A 17391-nucleotide genomic window follows, 5' to 3' on the forward strand; every position below is an offset into this window, starting at 1 on the left:
GGGGGTCGTGAGAGCGCTCTTGACAGTGAGGTATCGCAAATCTAGATTGGCGTGCCACGCGGCTTGTGTCGAAATGTTTCGAACGAGCTGACTTCAAGAAGGAGTGGACAGTGGCACCGGGGTGCCGATCCACGTCGCCCCCCGCCGCGTCCGAGTATTTTTCAACGAGCCGCGGCCAGCCTCGGCGTTCGACGTACGGAGATCAGCGTGGAGTCCAGGACACCATCCCGCCGCACTTTCCTCAGCCTTTCCATGGGCCTCCCCCTCGGTGCCGCCTTGGCGGCCTGCGGCACGTCCGGCCCGGCCCCGTCCGGCGGAGGCGCCGGTGGCGGTGCCGCCGGCGGCAGCGGTGGTGGCGCGGGCAAGGCCACCTACTGGTTCCTCCAGGGTCCGCCCGGTGAGGCCCCCCGCACCGCGTCGGTGGAGCGGTTCAACAAGGCCAACCCCAGCGGCCAGATCGCGATCACCACGATCCAGAACGACGCGTACAAGACGAAGATCAAGACGGCGATCGGCGCGAACCAGGCGCCCACCATCATCTGGGGCTGGGGCGGCGGCGGTCTGCGCAGCTACGTGCAGGCCGGCCAGGTCGAGGACCTCACCTCGTGGTTCGGAGAGAACGCCGCCGTGAAGGACCGGCTGTTCCCCGGCGCCTTCGGCGCCGCGACGATCGACGGCAAGATCTACGCGATGCCGTGCGAGACCGTGCAGCCGATCGTCCTGTTCTACAACAAGAAGGTCTTCGAGAAGGTCGGGGCGCAGCCGCCGCAGTCGTACGGCGACATCCTCGACCTGGTGAAGAAGTTCAACGACGCGGGCGTCGCGCCGTTCTCCCTGGCCGGCCAGTCGCGCTGGACGAACATGATGTGGCTGGAGTTCCTCTTCGACCGCATCGGCGGTCCCGAGGTGTTCCAGGCCGTCTTCGACGGCGAGAAGGACGCCTGGAACAACCCCGCCTCCATCGAGGCCCTGACCAAGATGCAGGAGCTCATCAAGGCCAACGCCTTCATCAAGGGCTTCTCCTCGGTCACCGCCGACTCCAACGCCGACCAGGCGCTGCTGTACACCGGCAAGGCCGCGATGATGCTGCACGGCAGCTGGTCGTACGGCATCCAGCAGGAGCAGGGCGGCGACATCGTCTCCAGCGGCGGCCTCGGCTGGATGAACTTCCCGGGGGTCGACGGCGGCAAGGGCGACCCGACCAACACCGTCGGCAACCCCGGCCAGTACCTGTCGATCTCCTCCAAGGCGACGCCCGAGCAGAAGGAGATCGCCAAGAAGTTCTTCGCCACCGGCGTGCTCGACGACCAGGAGCAGAAGGACTGGGTCGGCACCGGCGGCGTCCCGATCGTCAAGGGCTCCGACAAGCTGTTCGCCGGCTCCAAGGACGCGGAGTTCCTGAACTTCATCTACGGCGTCTCCAGCAACGCCAAGGTGTTCGCCCAGTCGTGGGACCAGGCGCTCAGCCCGACCGCGGCCGAGGTGCTGCTCGACAACATCGCCAAGCTGTTCCAGCTGTCGATCTCGCCGCAGCAGTTCGCCTCGAACATGAACGCGGTCATCGGTAAGTAAGCATGTCTGCTATCTCCGCTCGAAGGACGTCGTCCGCCGCCGCCACGCGCGGCGGCGGCGTCCTGCCATGGCTGGCCCTGCCGGCCCTGGTGGCCTTCGCCGTCTTCGCGCTGATTCCGCTCGTCGGGGTCCTGCTGCTCAGCTTCACGTCCTGGGACACGCTGGGCGAGATCCAGCTGACCGGGCTCGAAAGCTGGCGGCAGGTGCTCACCGACCCCGGCCTGCCCCACGCGCTGTGGGTGACGTTCCTGATCATGCTGCTCTCCTGGGCCTTCCAGACCCCGGCCAGCATCCTGATCGGGGTGTTCCTGGCGGGCCGCCAGCGCTACCGCGAGCTGCTCGCGGTGCTGTACTTCATCCCGCTGCTGCTCAGCTCCGCGGCCATCGCGATCACCTTCAAGGCGCTGCTCGACCCGAACTTCGGGCTCGGCGCCGGGCTGGGCCTCGACTTCCTCACCCAGGACTGGCTCGGCGAACCCGGCCTGGCCTTCGGCGTCGTGATCTTCGTGGTGTCGTGGCAGTACATCCCGTTCCACTCGCTCCTCTACCAGGGCGGCGTCCGGCAGATTCCGCGTTCGCTCTACGAGGCCGCGGAGCTGGACGGGGCGGGGCGCGTCCGCATGTTCTTCAGCATCACGCTGCCGCAGCTCAAGTACACGATCATCACGTCCTCGACGCTGATGCTCGTCGGCTCCCTGACCTTCTTCGACCTGATCTTCGTGCTGACCGAGGGCGGTCCCGGTGACGCCACCCGCGCGCTCGCCCTGGACATGTACAAGCGCGGCTTCCAGGCCAACCTCATGGGAGCGGCCTGTGTGATCGGTGTCATCCTCGTCCTCGTGGGCCTCGCTCTGGCGCTGCTGCTACGCCGTATCGGCGGCCGCGACCCCTACGCCAGTCAGTTGGAAGGGGCCTGACCGTGACCGTGACCCACACATCGAGGGCGGCCAAGCGCCCCGCCACGTCCGGGGCGCACGGACGCCGTCCGGCGAAGAGCCGGCAGCGCCCGAACTGGCTGGGTGGGCTGGTGAGCTGGCTGTGGCTGGCCGTGGTGCTCATCCCGATCTACTGGATCGTGGTCACCAGTCTGAAGACGCAGTCCAACTACTACTTGACCAACCCGTTCGCGCCGCCCGGTGATCCGACGCTGGACAACTACCGGCTCGTGATCGAGATGGACTTCCCGCTGTACTTCCTGAACAGCATCATCGTCGCCATCGGCACGGTGATCCCGTCGGTGCTGTTCTCGTTCATGGCGGCGTACGCGATCGTCCGGAGCAGCGGCGCCAGCCGCTTCCTGCGCGGGGTCAACTCGCTGTTCCTCATGGGCCTGGCCATCCCCCTGCAGGCGACGGTGATCCCCGTCTACCTGCTGATCATCAAGATGCAGCTCTACGACTCGCTGACGGCGCTGATCCTGCCATCGATCGCCTTCGCGATCCCGCTGTCGGTGCTGGTGCTGTCCAACTTCATCAGGGACGTGCCGAAGGAACTGTTCGAGTCGATGCGGCTCGACGGCGCGACCGAGTGGAAGACGCTGTGGGGCCTGGCCTTCCCCCTCACGCGGCCCGCCGTGGTGACGGTGTCGATCTACAACGCGCTGCAGGTCTGGAACGGGTTCCTGCTGCCGCTGATCCTCACCCAGAGCCCCGACAAGCGCACGCTGCCGCTGGCGCTGGCGGCGTTCCAGGGCGGACCGTACGGCGTGAACGTGCCCGCCGTGCTGGCCTCCGTCGTGCTGACCATCCTGCCGATGCTGATCCTCTACACGGTCGGCCGCCGTCAGCTGCTCAGCGGCCTGACCGCCGGTTTCGGCAAGTAGCCGCAGGGTCTCACGCTCCGCCGTACAGACGGCCCAGGTCGACGAGTTCGACGTCGGGCCGTCTGTCGGCGAGGCGGGCCAGCGCGGAGGAGAACCCCGAGCGCCCGAACAGGAGCAGCTTGGGCAGAGCGCCCACCTTGCCGCTGGGCAGCAGCCCGCGCAGGTGCTCCAGCCGTTCCAGCTGAGCGACGTCGACAGGGGCCTCGGTGCCCTTGGCCTCCCCGATCGCGATGATCCGGTCGGCGGCGAACGAGACGGACTCCGTGACGACGACGTCGAGCTCGTGCCCCCGGCGGTGCTCCCGGCACGGCAGTTCCGTCGGACGCACCGTGCTCGCCACCCCGCCGAGGGTGTCCGGTGAGGCGTGCTCGAAACACCACTGCCGCGCGAGGTCCTCGAAGTGCGCGCCGTAGATCTGCGAGGCGACGGTGTCCGCGTTGGCCTTCCAGACGCGCTCGGCCCGACCGGCGACCAGCTCGGCCTCGTGGCGTTGGATGACGAGCTGGTGCAGGCGCACGACGGGCTCGGCGATGCGGTGGACACTGCGCTTGCCCCGCCGGGCATCGTCGATGTGCTCGATCAGCCCGATGTCCTCAAGGCCGGCCAGCAGATGGGCGAGGGCACTGCTCGGACGCCCCAGCGCCGCCGCTATCTCCGAACGCCGATGGTTGCCGGCGCTGATCGCGCTCAACGTGGCCGAGTACGAGGTCGGATCGGCGATCGAGGGCTCCTCCCGGAGCAGCAGGCCGCCTTCGCGGAACATCGCGGAGGCCGGGTTCAGCAGGCGCCGCTGCACCCAGCGGTCGAACTCCGCTACTCCTGCGGGCCCCGATCCCCCGCTCATCTCCAGATAGGCCGGGGTTCCACCGAGCAGCGCGTGCAGTCGAAACGCCAGCTCCGGATCGTGCCGGACCCCCCAGAACGCCGCGGCCTCTCGGAACCTGAAGGGGCGGACCACCAGCTCCATACCGGCACGGCCACGCAGGGGCGCACCGCCGGAGAGCAGCTGCGCCATGGTGGTCAACGCGCTGCCGCAGAGGATCAACCGGGTGCGGGTCTGTTGCTTCGCGTAGCTCAGCGGGCTGAGCGCCTGCTGAAGGTAGGAGGGCAGCGCGGGCGTCGCAGCGCTGGAAGGGTCAGGATCCCCTGGTCACAGGGATACGGTGCGGAACCCGGCGTTGGCCATTGAGGAGTCGGGGGTGTTCGACGACCGCGCCGAGTTGCGGTAGCGGTTGCAGTAGGAGTCGTGGCACAGGAACGAGCCCCCGCGCAGCACCCGGGCCCTGCCGCGCAGCGGACCGCGCGGGTCGTCCGAGGGTGAGTAGACGTAGTAGTCGGGCGCGTACCAGTCCGCGCACCACTCCCAGACGTTCCCCACCGTCTGCCACAGCCCGTACGCGTTGGGCGCGAACGTGCGCACCGGGGCGGTCGTGAGGTAGCCGTCGTCCAGGGTGTTCTCCGTGGGGAAGACGCCCTGCCAGATGTTGACCCGCCACTCGTCCTGAGGCAGGTCGTCTCCCCAGGGGTAGCGGGCGCCGTCGAGGCCGCCCCGGGAGGCGTACTCCCACTCGGCCTCCGTGGGCAGCCGCCGGCCCGCCCACGAGCAGTACGCCATGGCGTCGTTCCAGCTCACGTGGACCACGGGATGGTCGGGCTCGGCCTGCGACAGCCGCCCGGCGGGGTGCCGCCAGTCGGCGCCGCGCACGCCCACCCACCAGGGGGTGCCGGGCACCGGTCCCATCACGTCGTCGGGGTGGGCGCGCATCGCCAGGTGGAAGACGGCGGAGAAGCCGTACTCCTCCGCCTCGGTGCGGTAGCCGGTCGCGTCGGCGAAGGCGGCGAAGTCCGCGACCGTCACGGTCGTGGCGTCGATCGAGAACGGCGCCACGGTGACCGCGTGCACGGGCCCCTCGCCGTCGCCGGGGTTGCCGTCGCCGGTGGCGTCGCCCATCAGGAACCCGCCGCCGGGCAGGCGCACCTGCTCGATCCCGTGGAACCCGTGCGCCGTGAAACGGACGGGCTCCAACGGCCGCCCGGGCGTGGCGGGCGTGCAGCAGGACATCAGATTCCCGTGCTTTCCAGTGATTGGGGCACCGGCTGGCTGGGATGCGGCTCGTCGCCGAGAGCCGCCTGCGCGTGCCACATGCGGATCTTCATCTCCTCGCGCACCTCGCGGTAGGCCGGGTCGTCGTAGACGTTACGCAGTTCCTCCGGGTCGGCTTCCAGGTCGTAGAGCTCCCACTCACCCGGGTAGGTGAACGCGCCCGTGCCGGGGATGCCCATGCCGTCGTTGTAGAAATAGATGATCTTGTAGCGGGACGTCCGGTAGCCGTAGTGGGCCGGCGCCTTGTGGAAGACGTCGTCGTGCTCCCAGTAGCGGTAGTACATGCCCTCCGCGGGAGGCGGGCCCGGCTCGCCGGTCAGGTCGGCGAGGAAGCTGCGGCCCTGCATCCGGGGATGGTGCGGCACCCCGGCGGCGTCCAGCACGGTCTGCGCGAAGTCGACGTTCGTGACGATCCCGGTGTGGACCTGGCCGGACGGGATGCGCCGCGGGTAGCTCAGCACGAGCGGCATCCGCAGCGACTCCTCGTACATGAACCGCTTGTCGAACCATCCGTGGTCGCCCAGGAAGAAGCCCTGGTCGGAGCAGTACATCAGCAGCGTGTCGTCGAAGTCGCCGCGCTCGCGCAGCCAGTCGACCACCCGGCCGACGTTGTCGTCCACCGACGCGACGACGGCCAGGTAGTCCTCCATGTAGCGCTGGTACTTCCACAGCGCCAGTTCCTCGTACGACAGCCCCTCGGGCGGGTCCTGCTTGAGGTCCTCGGCGTTCAGGTGCTCGGCGATCCGCATGGCGGCCCGCCGCGCGGACGACGAGCGCGTGGCGTAGTCGTCGTCGAACGTGGACGGAACAGGAATGGGGTCGGTGTACATCCCGGCGTGCTTGTCGTCCGGCTCCCAGGGGCGGTGCGGCGCCTTGTGGTAGATCAGCAGGCAGTAGGGATCGTCGCCGTCGAGCGAGCCGGCCCAGCCCAGCGCCATGTCCGTGATGAGGTCCGTGGCGTAGCCGGGTACGGTCCGCAGGCCCTCCTCGGACAGGAACGACGGGTCGAAGTACTCCCCCTGCTCGATCAGCACGTCCCAGTAGTCGAACCCCTGCGGGTTGTGTCCCGGGCCGTCCCCCATGTGCCACTTGCCGACGATCGCGGTGCGATATCCGGCCGCCTTCAACTGGCTCACGAACGTCGGCTGCGCCGCGTCGATCGGCGTGACCAGCGTCGAGACGCCGTTGACGTGCGAATACGTGCCGGTCAGGATGCTGGCCCGGCTCGGCGAGCACAGCGCGTTCGTGGCGAAGCAGTTGTCGAACCGGACGCCGAGGCCGGCGATCTCGTCGATCCGCGGCGTCCGGTTGACGACCGAGCCGTACGCGCCGACCGCGTGCGACGCGTGGTCGTCGGTCAGGATCATGACGATGTTCGGACGCCTGCTCACCGGTAGGTCGCCTCGTCCAGCCCGCTCAGCGTCGGGTCGTAGGAGACGTCGCCGACGTCGTACATCGAGGTCATCCAGTGGTAGAAGTTGTCCCCCCGGTCGCGCAGCACCTGGTAGAGCCGCCGCATGAGCCGTCCGCGCACCTCCGCCATCTCGGGGTGGCCGTAGACGTTGAGCAGCTCGTCCGGGTCGGTGAACAGGTCGTACAGCTCGTTGGTCGAGTCGGGGTTGACGACCAGCTTGTAGCGGTCGGTCCTGATCATCCGCTGCGGGTACGGGAAGTGGTGGCCGTGGAACTCGCAGACGATGTCCTGCTCCCACGGCACCTCGCCGGTGGAGGCGAGCGGCACGAGGCTGCGCGAGTCGACCGCCGGGGCGGGGTCGATCCCGGCCAGCTCCAGGATCGTCGCCGTGCAGTCGAGCAGGCTGACGAACTCGGTGCGGACGACCCCGGGCTCCTGGCCGGGGATCCGCAGCAGGCCGGGCGTGCGGTAGATGTCCTCGTACATGGCCGGGCCCTTGTCGTGCAGCCGGTGGGCGCCGGTGAACTCGCCGTGGTCGCAGGTGAAGAACACGGCCGTGTCGTCGTTCAGGCCGAGGCGCCGCATGGCGTCCATGACCCGCCCGATCTCCATGTCGATGAGCGCGACGTAGCCCCAGTAGACCGCGATGAGCTTGCGCGTCACCTCCAACGGCATGGTGTCGAACGTCCAGTGCGCGCTGTAGTTGGCCTGCACCGGCGGCTTGCCGGCGAAGGTCTCGGCGATCGACGTGGGCAGCTCGACCAGCTCCGGGTCGAACATGTCGAAATACTCGTCCGGCACGATGTACGGCAGGTGCGGGCCGAAGAAGTTGAGCTGCAGGAAGAACGGCTTCGGCTCTGCGGCGTACCGCTCCAGCATCTCGATCGCCCGGGTGGCGAGGTAGTGCTCGAACGTCGCCTCGACCGGCTGGCGCAGCCGCGCGGCGAGCAGGTTGCCCGGCCCGCCGTTCGGCAGCGTCCCGCGGATGCGGTCGTGGATCTCGTACGGCGGAAGGTCGTTCGCCTTGAGATAGTCCAGGTAGTCCGGGTGGTCCACGGGGTTGTGCCACCCCGGCAGGTCCGGCCCGTCGAACCCGAAGTCGGCCGCCCGCCGGTGGTGCCCGACGTGCCACTTGCCGATGAGCCCGCAGTTGTACCCGGCGTCGCGCAGGGCCGTGGAGAAGGCCCACTGGTCGTCGGGCAGGTCCTCGATGTAGCCGACGTTCCTCTCGTGGTTGGCGAGCAGCTTGTGCCTGAACGGCGCCTGCCCGGTGAGCAGGCTCGCCCGCGCCGGCGTGCAGATCGCGGTGGGGGTGTACCAGCGGTCGAATCGCGTCCCGGTCCGGGCCAGCTCGTCCAGCACCGGAGTGGCGGCGAGGCGGTTGCCGTACGCGCCCAGGGTGTCGGCCCGGTGCTGGTCGGTCATCAGGAACAGAACGTTCACTTGGCGGCGCCCGTGAACAGATCGCCGGTGTAGTACGTCTTCGGGTCCACGGCCGAGGGCAGCTTGCCCGCGCCGACGAAGTAGTCACCCATCCCGCTCAGCCATTTCTCGATCGTGCCGTCCTTGCTGTAGCCGTCCAGGTCGGTGAGCGACAGCACCTTGGAGTTGGCGGCGTCGGCCTTGACCTGGTCGGCCGGGAGCTTCAGCATCTCGGCGGTCGCGGCCACGGTCTCGTCGAGGTGCTCGCTGCGGTACTGGATGGCGTCGCGCAGCACCCCGATGACCTTCTCGGTCTTGTCCTTCTCGTTCGCGACGACGTCGTTGCCGCCGACGAACGCGGTCGGGAACGACACGGTGTCGGCGAAGTCCTCGTTCTTGGCCAGCTCGACCAGGTCGGGGACGGTCTTCTTGATCGTCGAGATGGCCGGGTACCAGAAGCCGGCCGCGTCGATCTGCTTGGAGGTGAACGCCGACACGATGGTGGACGCGTCCATCGGGACGATCTTCACGTCGTCCTTGGTCAGCCCGGCCTTCTTCAGCGCGAGCGTGAGGATCATGTCGCCGGAGGTGCCCTCGGGCACGCCGATCGTCTTGCCCTTCAGGCCCTCCAGCGAGGTGATGCCTGCCTGGGCGATGACGCGGTCGGCGTTGCCGAGCGTGTTCAGCGCGACGACCTTGGCCTTGCCGGACGCGGGCAGCCACATGGCGCCGGGGCCGATGTAGCCGAAGTCGAGGTCGCCGGTGCCCAGCGCCTGGATCTGCAGCGGGCCGTTGGTGAACACGCTGACCTTGGCGTCGACGCCGTGCTTCTTCCACAGGCCCTGCTTGTCGGCGACGGCCAGCAGGCTCGCGCCGTTGAAGTCGGCGATGTAACCGAAGTTCACGTGGGTGGCGCCGCCCGCGCCGCCCGACCCGGCGGAGTCGTCCGACCCGCAGGCCGCCGCCGACAGTGCCACGACGACCGCCGCGGCGGCCAGGAGTGTCTTCTTCATTGCGCGGGCTCCTTGATCTGCCGCTGGTGGTACACCGCATGCCAGACGCGGTTGCGCAGCGCCCCGAACTCGGGGCTCAGCCGCATGTCCTCGTCGCGCGGATAGGGGAGATCGACGTCGATGATCTCGGCGATGCGGCCCGGCCTGGCGGCCATGACGACCACCCGGTTGGCGAGGAACACCGCCTCGTCGACGTCGTGGGTGATGAACATGACCGTGCGCCGCTCCTTGCTCCAGGTCTCCAGGAGCTGCTCCTGGAGGCGCACCCGGGTCAGCGCGTCCAGGGCGCCGAAGGGCTCGTCCATGAGCAGGATCGACGGGTTCACGGCGTACGCACGGGCGATCGCGCAGCGCTGCTTCATGCCGCCCGACAGCGTCTTGGGCAGCGCGTCGGCGAACTGCTCAAGGCCGACAAGGCGGATGAAGTGCTCTGCCCGCTCCCGCCGCTCCCCCTTGGGGACCTTCGCGGTGCGCATGCCGAACTCGACGTTCTCGCGGACGGTCAGCCACGGGAACAACGCGTACTGCTGGAAGATGACGCCGCGCTCGGGGCCGGGGCCGGTGACCGGCTTCCCGTCCACCAGCGCGGCGCCGCCGGTGGGCTGCTCCAGCCCGGCGAGGATGTTGAGCAGCGTGCTCTTGCCGCAGCCGGAGGGGCCGACCACGGTCACGAACTCGTTGTCGGCGATGTCCAGCGAGACGCCGCCGAGCGCGACGAACGGCTCCTTCCCCACCGGGAAGACCTTCTGCACGTCGCGTACGGAGATCTTGGGAGTGCTCATCGGTTCTCCTGCCAGGCCGTCAGCTTGTTGCCGGCGATCATGAGCAGCCGGTCCATGATCAGGCCGAGGACCCCGATCGCGATGATGCCGACGAAGATCGTCGGAAGGTCGTAGTAGAGCTGCGCGCTCTGCATCCGGTGGCCGAGCCCGGCCTGCGCGGCCAGGAGCTCCGCGGCCACCAGCGTGCCCCAGGCCGAGCCGAGCCCGACCCGCATGCCCACGAGGATGAACGGCGTCGAGGCCGGCACCACGACGCGGCCGAAGATGGTCCCGTCGCCTGCGCCGAGCACCCGCGCCGCGTTGATGAGCGTCCTGTCCACGTTCACCACGCCCTGGTAGGTGGAGATGACGCAGGACAGGAACGCCGCCAGGAAGATGACGAAGATCTTGGGGCTCTCCCCGATGCCCATCAGGACGAGCACCAGGGGCAGCATCGCCAGCGGCGGGATCGTGCGGAAGAACTGGATCCACGGCTCGAAGAGGCCGCGGGCCACCGTGTACCAGCCCATGGCGAAGCCGACGATCACCGCCGCGAGCGAGCCGAGGGCGAACCCGGCGAGCACGCGCCCGAGTGAGGCTCCGACGTCGGTGGCGAGCGTGCCGTCCTGAATCATCTTCCAGGCGGCCGAGACGACCTCGGCCGGCGTGGGGAACTGGAGACCGGCCAGAGACAACCCCCACCAGATCGCGATTCCGGCCACGATCGAGATGATGTTGAGGACCAGGAAGGTCCGGTTCTTGCGCGGCCGGGCGGGGGCGTTGCCGTCCCTCGTGGCGCCCGCACTGGTCACGGCCACTATCGGCCTCCGTCCGTCGTGACGTTCGCTTCGTATCCGGCGAGCAGGGGGGACTCGTGGAACAGGGCCGCGATGGCCCCGCGCGCCCCGCCGTCGTCCGAGAGCAGGGCGGGGCGGATCACGGGCGCCGCGTCGGTGCGCCACGACAGCTCGTAGGTGACCGTGTCCGCGACCTGACGCAGCAGGGCAGGAGCGACCTGGATGATCTCGCCGCCGAGCACGATCTCGTCGGGGTTGAGTGTCATGGCCGCCGTGCCGAGCACCCGGCCGACCGCCGTGCCGGCCTCGCGGAGCACCTGGTCCACGACCGGGTGAGCGATCTCCACCGCCGCCTTCAGGTCGTCCAGCGTGTCCACGGGCACGCCGAGCTCGCGGCACCGCCCGAGGATCGCGGGGACCGACGCGACGGTCTCCACGCACCCGTTCTTGCCGCAGCGGCACCGCGCGCCGCCGGGGACGGCGGTCACGTGGCCGAGTTCCCCCGCGTACCCGTTGGCGCCCTTCACGAGCTGCCCGCCCACCACGAGGCCTCCGCCGACGCCGTCGGACAGGCGCAGGTAGATGAGGTCGCGTACGGAGTCGGACTGGGCGTGCAGGGCCTCGGCCAGCCCGGCGAAGCGCACGTTGTTGTCGACGATCACGCCGGCGTGGAAGCGGGTGGCGAACACCTCCGCCACTCCGTCGGCGCTCGATCGGTCGCCCCAGCCCGGCACGCCGACGGCGATCGCCTGAAGCGCCCCGTAGTGGACGCCGGTCTCCGCGCTCAGCCGGTCGATCAGCGCGAGCCCGGCGTCGAGGCGCTCGGGCCACTGCGCCGACTCCTCGTAGCGGGCGGTCCCCGACGCGATGATGTCGTGCGCGGCGTCGGCCACCAGGACGTTCACGCGGCGGTGGCCGAAGTCGACGCCCATGTACTGGCCCGAGGCCGGGTCCAGCGCGAGCCGCTCGGCCGGCCGGCCGCTGCCCACGCGTTCCACGGCGTCGGTGTCGACGACGCGGATGGCGCCGCGGCCGAGGAGATCGCTGGTGATCTCGGAGACCGTGGTGCGTGACAGGCCGACCCTGGCCGCGATCTCGTTACGGCTCTGCGCGCCGTTCTGGCGGAGCACGCGCAACACCCGCTCCTCATGGGAGCGGCGCACGAGGGCATGCACGCCGTTGGAGGTCGTTGACACGCTGGAAACCTAAGGTTCGTCTGTTTTTTACGTCAACCATCCGACAAAAAGAATCGATGAATCTGTCCGGGAGCTTGACGAAAACCTCTGACCAGCGCGGACGCTTCCTCGACAAGCTCCCAGGCATCCTGCCGCACCGGCCGGAGGCCGCTGAGGCGGGTGGGACAGGGGATTCTGACGACGTCTCGACGGAAAAATTTCGCCTGTCTACGGTGCTCGCCGTGAGACAACTGGTGATCGGAGCCTTACTCCTCGCGTCCTCCGTGGCCGTGATGCCCCCCGCTCAGGCAGCAACAGCGCAGGCGGCGTCCGGCCCCACCTACACCAACCCGGTGAGCGCCGGGGCGGTGCAGACCTTCCCCGACCCCACGATGATCCGCGGCAAAGACGGCCTCTGGTACGCCTACGGCACCACGAACCCCATCGACGGGAAGAACGAGCACATCCTGCCGATGCTCACGTCCCCCGACATGGTGCACTGGACGTACGCGGGAGACGTCTACACCGGAGACGACCACCCCTCGTGGTGGCCGAACGGCACGCGCCCCTGGGCGCCGGACATCCGGTATGTGAACGGGGCCTACCACCTGACGTACGCGCTCTCCACGGGCGGCGTCGGGCTCGCGACCAGCCCGCGCCCGACCGGGCCCTGGACCGACCACGGCATGATCGTCCCCGCGGGCGGCAGCGGCTGCCCGACGGGCAACATCGACCAGGCCATGTTCACCGACGTCAACGGTGACAACTACCTCTACTGGGGCAGCTACGACACGATCTGCGGCGCGAAGATGAACGCCGAGGCGACCGAGGTCACCGGCCCGGTCACGCAGATCGCCCGCGGGCGGCGCATGGAGGGCGGCTTCGTCGTCCGGCGCGACGACAAGTACTACCTGTTCTACTCCGACGCCGGGTGCTGCGACGGCGCGTTCAGCGGCTACACGGTCAAGGTCGGCCGCTCCGGCAGCCCGCTCGGGCCGTTCACCACGCCGACCGGCGTCGATCTGATGGATCTGACCAGCAAGGACGGCATCGTCCTCGCGGCCAACGGCAACGGCTGGGCCGGCCCGGGGCACAACGCCGTCCAGACCGACCTCAGCGGGCAGGACTGGCTGGTCTACCACGCGATCCCCTCGTCGGCCCCCGAGTTCGGGCCGGTCACCACGACGTGGGGCACGACGATCGGCAACCTGAGCCGGCGGCCCCTCATGATCGACCGGCTCGACTGGATCGACGGCTGGCCGGTCGTACGGGCCGGGGCCGGGCCGTCCACCGGTGAGCAGCCGGCGCCGGTCACCGCGTGGACCGTGGGCGGCACGTTCAACGAGGGCAAGGACGGGTGGACCGGGCCGTGGAAGCTCGCCTCCGACCCCGACTCGCTCGGCCACCTCACCGGCAAGGGCGTGACCAGCGAGCTCAGCGACGACCGGGTCCAGGGCGACGTCCGCGTGGAGGCCGACCTGCGGCTGGGCGAGGGCGGCGCCGCCGCCGGGCTCGTCGTGACCCGCGAGAACGGCTCGAAGGACATCACCGCGTGGCTCGACCGCGAGCGCGGCGAGCTCGTCGTCACGGCCAAGGCGCGCGGCAGGACGACGACGGCGAGCAGCCCGCTGCCGTCCTCGTTCGACTACGGCTCCTGGCACAACGTCGCCGCCGAGCGGCGCGGGAACGCGCTGGTCGTGTCGGTGTCGGCCGACCGGCTCGGGGACCCGCTGGCGACGGTCTCCATGACGCTGCCCGACGGCGCGCCCACCTCGGGTGCCATCGGCGTGACCACGCGCGGCGCCGCCGACGCCGACAACGTGGGCGCCGCTCCGCTGTACCGGCCGGTAACCGAGCGGGTGCCCGATCCCGTCCTGGGCACGCTGCTCCCGGCGTACTCCGACGAGTTCGACGGCGCCGGCTCGCCCACCGGCTGGACGAAGGTCCGCAACCCGTCGGCCACCCTGTCGAACGGCTCCCTGGTCTGGCCGACCCAGAACGCCGAGCTGTACCTGGGCAACAACACCGCGTCGATCCTGCTCCGCGACGCGCCGCAGGGCGACTTCGCCGTGGAGACGAAGCTCACCTTCGACGGCACGAAGGGCAACCAGCAGGCCGGTCTGCTGCTGTACGAGAACGACGACCGGTGGCTGAAGCTGACCCACTCGATCCTGCCGCTCAACCAGGGCAACGGCGCGGTGCTCCACCAGACCGAGTTCGGCAAGGAGGGCCCGCGCCCCGGCACCACCCCGCCCACCGCGGTCGCCAACGCGCCCATGTTCGGCGGCCCGGTCGCGGAGACCACCTGGCTGCGGCTCGTCTACCACTACGACCAGGAGAACGGCGAGCACGACGTCCGGATGGCGTCGAGCACCGACGGCACCCACTGGACCTGGGGCGGCACCTGGTCGCTCCCGCGCACCGGGCCGGTGCGGATCGGCCTGATCTCGATGAACGCGGCAGGCGCCACCGCGACGTTCGACTACCTGCGGACGTACGAGGTGACCAGCCGATAACCGGCGACCGGCCGCCCCTTCACCCAGGGGGCGGCCGCTCAACGGGCGGGGAATGATCCGCTGCGGTTTCCGCCGGAGCCGGGACACGGGCCCGCGAGCGGGGTAGGAGGCACGTCGATGCCGATCATCCATGCCCTCACGCGATCCCCCGGCCGTCCGCCGCGACGGCACGCGCCGGTCGCGGTCACGCTCGCCGTCGTGCTGGCCCTCGCACCGGTGGACGCGTACGCCGTGGTGGCCGGTGACGGCAACGGGAACCGCTCGGCCGTACGCGTGGGCAACGGCTCGGGCAACCGGAACCTGGTGGCGATGGGCAGCACGCACCTGCGCGGCGCCCTCCACCAGTTCTCCGCTGATGTGGGCGGGCTCAGCAGCGTGCAGGGCGGCCTGTGCCGACCGCGCGGCCGGCTCTGTGCGCTGTCGCAGAACATCGGCGCACGCGGCCCGTCGGACGACGCTCCCCGGCGTGGGCGGTGAACCGCTGATGCGCGGCGGTATCGCCCTGGCGGCGGCCGTGGCGACGGCGCTCGCCGCGTTGCCGCCCGCCCCCGCCGCGCAGGCGGCTGTCGCCCACGCGGCGGTCGCCCGTGCGGCCGGGAGCGGCGACCGCAACGGCAACACCGCCACCGTCCGCCTCGGCAACGGGATTCGCAACGTCAGCCAGCTGACGGTGGGCAGCGCGCGAAGCGGGACCGGCATCCACCAGAGGACGGTCGGGGTCGGCGGCCTGGCGAACGCGCAGAGCATCATGTGCCGCCGGCGGTCGCGCCTCTGCGAGCTGACGCAGCGGGTGCGGGCGTCCGACCGGCAGAGCGACGTGGTCCGCTCTTCTCGAGTGCGAACCCGGCGGGACAGCGGGTCGGCGCCCAGGCGCCGGACTTCTACGGCCAACCCGCGCCGGGCACCGTGACCTCGGTCGAGAGCACCTGCCCGGTCCCGGGTGGCACCATCTCGGGCATGCGCCATTCGGCCGCCACGATGAACAGCGTCTTCCCGTCCTTGCCGCCGAGTGTGCAGGCGAAGCATCCCCGGTCGACTTCGACGGTCTGGAGCACCTCACCGCCCTCCCGGATCCGGACGCAGCGCTTGTTGCCGACGTCGGCGTACCAGACCGCGCCCTCGGCGTCGATGCAGATGCCGTCGGGGTGGTCCTCGCCGGTCTCGACCCAGACCCGGCGACCGGACAGGCCACCGTCCGCCTCGATGTCGAAGGCGATGAGCCTGTTGCCGTACGAGTCGGCGACGATCAGCGTCGAATTGTCCGGCGTCACGGCCATGCCGTTGGGGAAGGCGATATCGTCCGCCACCTGGCGTGCCGAACCGTCGGGGCCGACGTGCACGACGTATCCGGGGGCGAACGCCTCACCGGTGGCCATGTCGAAACCGATGCGGTTGACGTAGATGTTGCCACGGCCGTCGATGACGATGTCGTTCCAGCTGCGCCCGAGACCGGTGAGGTCGGCCAGGGTCGCCGGCGAGCCGTCGGGTTCCAGCCGTTGCAGCAACCCCCGCGCCGAATCGACGATCACCAGCCGTCCGTCGGCCTGCCAGGCCGTGCAGAGCGGAAGCGAGTCCACCCGGGCCACCACTTCGTGCGTGCCGTCCAGGTCGAGCGCGATCACCTCGTGCGCCGTCCAGTCGGAGAAGTACAGGCGGCCGTCGTGCCAGCGCGGCGACTCGACCAGCCCGAGACCGGTGAGCCATGTGCGCACTTCCGTCATCGAAGACTCCCATCGCCGCGTCGATCGGACAATACGCGGCCGCTACGACAGTTTCCGATTGCTTCTCGCCGGCGAGGGATCAGAGCACAACGGAGATCGTTCCGCTGGGAGGTCCTAATCCTCGTTCAGCGACCGTGACCGGCGCGTCCTGCGGGGGTAGATGCCCGGCAGGTCCGCGCTGACGGATCACGGACGACGGGGAAGGCGCAGGAGAACATGGCTCGTCACAGTGCTCGTCACAGGGCTCACGACAGGGCTCACGACAGGGGGCGGCACGCGCTCACCCGCCCGGCGGCGCGACTGCTGGCGCTGACCGCGCTCGCGGTCACGAGCGCGGGCCTCGTCCTCGTCCCCACGACCGCCGGCGCGGCCACGGGCCGGGGACCGGGTGGCGGCGGCGGAAACGGCGCCAACTCCAGGTACGTGATCAACAACGGTCAGAACAACCTGAGCTCCCTGCTCTCCGGCAGCCAGCGGAACATGTCGGGAACACAGCAGCTCATCACCGGCGTGGACGCGTCGGTCAACACGCAGGCCTCCAACTGCATGCACCGGCCCGGCTGCAGGGGGTCCCAGAATCTGCGGGGCCGCAACCAGAGCTCCCCCAGGACGAGCGGCACCGTGATCAACGGACGCTGACGCACGGCGAACCGGCGAGAACTTGGCGGGACACGGACGCCGGAGAACGCCGGCCGGGCCCGGGCGGAGGCTACGGTGTGACGAGACTCCGGGCGGACGGGCGGTGGCGATGCTTCATTCACGCGGCGCATCTGGGCGTGTCCCGCTGTTCGCCGTCGTCCTCGTCGCGGCCGCCGCCGCGCAGGTCCTGCTCACCGCTCCCGCGTTCGCGCGGGCCGGGCGGGGAGACGGGGACGGCCCGGCCTCCGTCGGCAACGGCACGCGCAACCGGAACATCGTCTACCTGGACAGCCCCACCCGCAATCGCGGCCACCAGCACACGGCGGCCAGCACCGCGGGCGGGGCGACCAGCGTGGCGGACGGTTTCTGCCGCCGGACCAGGAACTGCGACATCCAGCAGAACATCGCCGTCGTCGTCGCCGCGCCCCTGTAGCC

Annotated in this window: 17 protein-coding genes; 8 read left to right on the forward strand and 9 right to left on the reverse strand. The window is 69.9% G+C overall.

The annotated features are described in order from the left end of the window. Positions 1 to 252 precede the first annotated feature (252 nt). The 3 genes from ACIBK1_RS01345 to ACIBK1_RS01355 are packed head-to-tail and all read left to right on the forward strand — an operon-like array spanning position 253 to position 3394. Complete coding sequence (locus tag ACIBK1_RS01345; RefSeq protein WP_051761677.1) at positions 253 to 1572, forward strand: extracellular solute-binding protein; 1320 nt, start codon at positions 253 to 255, stop codon at positions 1570 to 1572. A gap of 2 nt (positions 1573 to 1574) precedes the next feature. Beyond that, on the forward strand, positions 1575 to 2489 hold the full coding sequence (locus tag ACIBK1_RS01350) for a carbohydrate ABC transporter permease (protein ID WP_030507866.1): 915 nt from the start codon (positions 1575 to 1577) through the stop codon (positions 2487 to 2489). 2 nt (positions 2490 to 2491) lie between these two features. Beyond that, entirely contained in the window at positions 2492 to 3394 is a 903-nt protein-coding gene (locus tag ACIBK1_RS01355; protein WP_081903513.1) for a carbohydrate ABC transporter permease, read from the forward strand. Between the two features lie 10 nt (positions 3395 to 3404). Here the strand turns inward: ACIBK1_RS01355 and ACIBK1_RS01360 are convergent, their stop codons facing one another. The 8 genes from ACIBK1_RS01360 to ACIBK1_RS01395 all read right to left on the reverse strand — a co-directional run bounded on the left by ACIBK1_RS01360 (position 3405) and on the right by ACIBK1_RS01395 (position 12101). Beyond that, positions 3405 to 4409, reverse strand: coding sequence for an ATP-binding protein (locus ACIBK1_RS01360; RefSeq protein WP_396731461.1), 1005 nt, complete (start codon positions 4407 to 4409; stop codon positions 3405 to 3407). 135 nt (positions 4410 to 4544) lie between these two features. Continuing rightward, complete coding sequence (locus ACIBK1_RS01365) at positions 4545 to 5456, reverse strand: formylglycine-generating enzyme family protein (RefSeq protein ID WP_030507863.1); 912 nt, start codon at positions 5454 to 5456, stop codon at positions 4545 to 4547. Continuing rightward, positions 5456 to 6889, reverse strand: coding sequence for a sulfatase family protein (locus tag ACIBK1_RS01370; protein WP_036406416.1), 1434 nt, complete (start codon positions 6887 to 6889; stop codon positions 5456 to 5458). Before ACIBK1_RS01370 ends, ACIBK1_RS01365 begins: the two co-directional genes overlap by 1 nt. After that, positions 6886 to 8355: a sulfatase-like hydrolase/transferase gene (locus tag ACIBK1_RS01375; RefSeq protein WP_231513872.1), complete on the reverse strand. Its 1470-nt coding sequence runs from the start codon at positions 8353 to 8355 to the stop codon at positions 6886 to 6888. Before ACIBK1_RS01375 ends, ACIBK1_RS01370 begins: the two co-directional genes overlap by 4 nt. Continuing rightward, positions 8352 to 9347: an aliphatic sulfonate ABC transporter substrate-binding protein gene (locus ACIBK1_RS01380; protein ID WP_396731465.1), complete on the reverse strand. Its 996-nt coding sequence runs from the start codon at positions 9345 to 9347 to the stop codon at positions 8352 to 8354. Before ACIBK1_RS01380 ends, ACIBK1_RS01375 begins: the two co-directional genes overlap by 4 nt. Then, positions 9344 to 10129 (reverse strand): ABC transporter ATP-binding protein, encoded by a 786-nt coding sequence (locus ACIBK1_RS01385; protein WP_396731468.1) that lies wholly within the window; start codon positions 10127 to 10129, stop codon positions 9344 to 9346. Before ACIBK1_RS01385 ends, ACIBK1_RS01380 begins: the two co-directional genes overlap by 4 nt. Continuing rightward, positions 10126 to 10926 carry an ABC transporter permease gene (locus ACIBK1_RS01390; RefSeq protein WP_197042588.1) on the reverse strand — a complete coding sequence of 267 codons (801 nt, stop codon included), beginning with the start codon at positions 10924 to 10926 and terminating at the stop codon, positions 10126 to 10128. Before ACIBK1_RS01390 ends, ACIBK1_RS01385 begins: the two co-directional genes overlap by 4 nt. Further along, complete coding sequence (locus ACIBK1_RS01395; RefSeq protein ID WP_030507857.1) at positions 10926 to 12101, reverse strand: ROK family transcriptional regulator; 1176 nt, start codon at positions 12099 to 12101, stop codon at positions 10926 to 10928. Before ACIBK1_RS01395 ends, ACIBK1_RS01390 begins: the two co-directional genes overlap by 1 nt. 221 nt (positions 12102 to 12322) lie before the next feature. On the opposite strand from ACIBK1_RS01395, the gene ACIBK1_RS01400 reads away from it, so the two are divergent. The 3 genes from ACIBK1_RS01400 to ACIBK1_RS01410 all read left to right on the forward strand — a co-directional run bounded on the left by ACIBK1_RS01400 (position 12323) and on the right by ACIBK1_RS01410 (position 15506). Continuing rightward, the gene (locus tag ACIBK1_RS01400) at positions 12323 to 14596 is read left to right on the forward strand and encodes a family 43 glycosylhydrolase (protein WP_396731471.1); all 2274 of its coding nucleotides are present in this window, start codon (positions 12323 to 12325) and stop codon (positions 14594 to 14596) included. A 117-nt stretch (positions 14597 to 14713) separates the two neighbouring features. Then, the gene (locus ACIBK1_RS01405; RefSeq protein WP_396731474.1) at positions 14714 to 15073 is read left to right on the forward strand and encodes a hypothetical protein; all 360 of its coding nucleotides are present in this window, start codon (positions 14714 to 14716) and stop codon (positions 15071 to 15073) included. Continuing rightward, a complete protein-coding gene (locus ACIBK1_RS01410; protein ID WP_396731477.1) occupies positions 15063 to 15506 on the forward strand; it encodes a hypothetical protein in 444 nt (147 codons plus the stop codon). The genes ACIBK1_RS01405 and ACIBK1_RS01410 overlap by 11 nt, the downstream gene beginning before the upstream one ends. On the opposite strand, the gene ACIBK1_RS01415 is transcribed toward ACIBK1_RS01410, so the two are convergent. Then, on the reverse strand, positions 15478 to 16317 hold the full coding sequence (locus ACIBK1_RS01415) for an SMP-30/gluconolactonase/LRE family protein (RefSeq protein WP_363423280.1): 840 nt from the start codon (positions 16315 to 16317) through the stop codon (positions 15478 to 15480). The two genes, ACIBK1_RS01410 and ACIBK1_RS01415, sit on opposite strands and share 29 nt — an antisense overlap. A gap of 216 nt (positions 16318 to 16533) precedes the next feature. On the opposite strand from ACIBK1_RS01415, the gene ACIBK1_RS01420 reads away from it, so the two are divergent. Further along, positions 16534 to 16956 carry a hypothetical protein gene (locus ACIBK1_RS01420; protein ID WP_396731480.1) on the forward strand — a complete coding sequence of 141 codons (423 nt, stop codon included), beginning with the start codon at positions 16534 to 16536 and terminating at the stop codon, positions 16954 to 16956. A 109-nt stretch (positions 16957 to 17065) separates the two neighbouring features. Beyond that, on the forward strand, positions 17066 to 17389 hold the full coding sequence (locus tag ACIBK1_RS01425) for a hypothetical protein (protein WP_156080893.1): 324 nt from the start codon (positions 17066 to 17068) through the stop codon (positions 17387 to 17389). Positions 17390 to 17391: the final 2 nt, after the last annotated feature.

It is taken from the genome of Microbispora rosea, from assembly GCF_044460045.1.
GTDB lineage: Bacteria > Actinomycetota > Actinomycetes > Streptosporangiales > Streptosporangiaceae > Microbispora > Microbispora rosea.

Coding starts and splice junctions, on each gene's coding strand:
- ACIBK1_RS01345 (WP_051761677.1), top strand. CDS start 253: ATGGGCCTCCCCCTCGGTGCCGCCTTGGCGGCCTGCGGCACGTCCGGC.
- ACIBK1_RS01350 (WP_030507866.1), top strand. CDS start 1,575: ATGTCTGCTATCTCCGCTCGAAGGACGTCGTCCGCCGCCGCCACGCGC.
- ACIBK1_RS01360 (WP_396731461.1), bottom strand. CDS start 4,409: ATGGCGCAGCTGCTCTCCGGCGGTGCGCCCCTGCGTGGCCGTGCCGGT.
- ACIBK1_RS01365 (WP_030507863.1), bottom strand. CDS start 5,456: ATGTCCTGCTGCACGCCCGCCACGCCCGGGCGGCCGTTGGAGCCCGTC.
- ACIBK1_RS01380 (WP_396731465.1), bottom strand. CDS start 9,347: ATGAAGAAGACACTCCTGGCCGCCGCGGCGGTCGTCGTGGCACTGTCG.
- ACIBK1_RS01385 (WP_396731468.1), bottom strand. CDS start 10,129: ATGAGCACTCCCAAGATCTCCGTACGCGACGTGCAGAAGGTCTTCCCG.
- ACIBK1_RS01405 (WP_396731474.1), top strand. CDS start 14,714: ATGCCGATCATCCATGCCCTCACGCGATCCCCCGGCCGTCCGCCGCGA.
- ACIBK1_RS01415 (WP_363423280.1), bottom strand. CDS start 16,317: ATGACGGAAGTGCGCACATGGCTCACCGGTCTCGGGCTGGTCGAGTCG.
- ACIBK1_RS01420 (WP_396731480.1), top strand. CDS start 16,534: ATGGCTCGTCACAGTGCTCGTCACAGGGCTCACGACAGGGCTCACGAC.
- ACIBK1_RS01425 (WP_156080893.1), top strand. CDS start 17,066: ATGCTTCATTCACGCGGCGCATCTGGGCGTGTCCCGCTGTTCGCCGTC.